The sequence below is a fragment of the Actinomadura darangshiensis genome (assembly GCF_004349235.1).
Classification (GTDB): domain Bacteria; phylum Actinomycetota; class Actinomycetes; order Streptosporangiales; family Streptosporangiaceae; genus Spirillospora; species Spirillospora darangshiensis.
On the sequence record NZ_SMKY01000592.1, the window covers coordinates 1 to 1,925 of the forward strand.

Consider the following 1,925-nt stretch of genomic DNA (forward strand, 5'->3'; position numbering starts at 1 on the left):
CCCCCCAAGCAACCCCCGAACACCCCCCGGCCAAGCGATCGGGACTGTCCTAAAGATCGTGTGGGTGGGGCGGTGATCCGGAAGGCTGGGGCCGATGCCCCGGCCGGGGAGGAATCTCAATGACCAAGTCAAGCCGCCTGCGTGACCAGCCGGGCGGGGTGAATGTCCGGTTGTCACGCGGCATCGCCCACGCGGCATCGCCCACGCGGCAGCGCCCACGCGGCAGCGGGGCAGCGGGGCAGCGGGGCAGCGGGAGGATTGCCTAGGTGTGTTTCAGTCCTTCGGAGCGTTTTGCGCAGGTAGTGGTTGCGCGATGGGCCGGGACGCATCATGGCGGTCTGGGCGGCCATGGAGAAGATGTGCCGCAGCCTGCGGTTGTAGTTCTTCGGGCGATGCAGGTTGCCGGTACGGCGGCCTGAGTCGCGCGGGACCGGCGCCGGCCCGGTGTGCGCGGCCAGGCGGTCGGCGCCGGCATAGCCGGACAGGTCACCGACGATCGCGATGAACTCGGTGCCCAGGATCGGGCCCATGCCGGGCATGGACTCGATGATGGCGGCGCGGAAGGTGTCGCGGATCTGGCCGTCCATAACAAAAGCACGCCACCCCTAACCCGCTGCCCCGCTTCACCTGACTCGCCCGCCCCGAGTCACGCCGACACCCCCGGCGCCGAACCTCATCAATGCCTCATGGTCACGAGCGAAGTACCCTCGATACTGTGCACGGCCTCCGCGTCGGCACCGAGAGGGTTGTCGGCACCGAGACGGTCGTCGGAGTCGGGGCCACTGCGGTCCTTGTAAAGGTCCTCGGCGTCCCCGGCCTCGGTGTGCGCCACCGTGGCCGGGTTCACGGCAGGTGGCTCCGTTCAGCGGGATCTCACGGCCGCCGGCCACGAACCCCGTCCCGTCCACGCGTATGCCGGGCGCCTGGACGGTGGTGAACCCGCCGGGGACGATCCTCAGCCGAATCGTCCCGCTACGCCTGTACAACGGCCCGGCTAGGAGCAGCTCCGCCCCCGCGTGCAGCGAACGGCGAGTAGTGGCCAAGCCCCCGGATCGACGGTCATGTTCCATCCTCCGTTAGGCCCTTCCCGCCTCACTCTCGTTAAGGGCTTTCTCGCCCCACCCCTGCAACATGGCTCGCGTATTCACAAACCGTCGGGATCTCCGCCCTGTGGCGCGTACTTCTGGGCCAGGTTTCTATCGTTCTCAGCCCACCTTCGGTGGCGGGCGGCCGACTGCAGATGGAACTCGGCCTCTTCGGGGTTAACGGCTGCCATTTCTTCCAGCAGCGTTGCGGCGCGGTCATGGGCACGCGCCGAGGAGACCATCGCCTGCCGCGCGTACTCCTCGCTTTCACGCCTTTGCTCCGCGGGCGTCCTACTCGGCGCGGGAAAGTCGGACGATTGGGCGGCACGCTGTTCGCCGCTCGACCGCGTCCCGTGCGCCTTCATTCGGAGCGCGCGGTCTTCGCTGCCCATACCGGCCAACTTGACGCCCGAGCCCGTCGACTAACCAGCCCTCCAAGCACGTTCGGCTACCTACCCAGCAACCTGACCGTTCAGCCCGTCCCCGCCTAAAGCCCTGGTGCCCAGCAGCGTTGCCGGCGCGGTGGTGCGGGTTTGGGTCGGGTCGGGTCGCGGTATCGGAATGGGCGATGGTGCATCAGTGCTGAGTTGTGGAGGTTCGGCCTCCTCTCCCTGAGGGGTCGGGCCCCGTGGACGTTGGCAGGCTGTTGTCGGGAGGCCCGGGCTTGTGGGGCCCGAGCGCCGCTCAGTGAACCCATTTCATCCTCGGGCGGCCTGAGCGACGCGGTGGTTTTGTAGGACGGCGATGGCCTTGACGATGTGGCCGGCCTTGCTCGGGCTGCAGCGCAGCTTCCGCAGGATCCGCCATGACTTGAGCTGTGCGTTCGCTCGTTCGCCTGGT

General features: G+C 68.2%; 2 protein-coding genes and 1 pseudogene. All 3 read right to left on the reverse strand.

Going from position 1 to position 1,925, the window contains the following annotated elements; translation table 11 throughout:
* Window positions 1-154: 154 nt before the first annotated feature.
* Window positions 155-584 (reverse strand): annotated as a pseudogene (locus E1293_RS46705) (IS110 family transposase); the annotation flags it as partial.
* Window positions 585-676: 92 nt separating this feature from the next.
* A complete protein-coding gene (locus tag E1293_RS48395; RefSeq protein WP_165978729.1) occupies window positions 677-847 on the reverse strand; it encodes a hypothetical protein in 171 nt (56 codons plus the stop codon).
* 297 nt (window positions 848-1,144) lie between these two features.
* Complete coding sequence (locus E1293_RS46715; RefSeq protein WP_132206541.1) at window positions 1,145-1,477, reverse strand: hypothetical protein; 333 nt, start codon at window positions 1,475-1,477, stop codon at window positions 1,145-1,147.
* Between the last annotated feature and the right edge of the window lie 448 nt (window positions 1,478-1,925).

Excerpts from the sequence above, each read along its gene's own strand:
- E1293_RS46715 (WP_132206541.1), bottom strand. The coding sequence starts at position 1,477 with ATGGGCAGCGAAGACCGCGCGCTCCGAATGAAGGCGCACGGGACGCGG.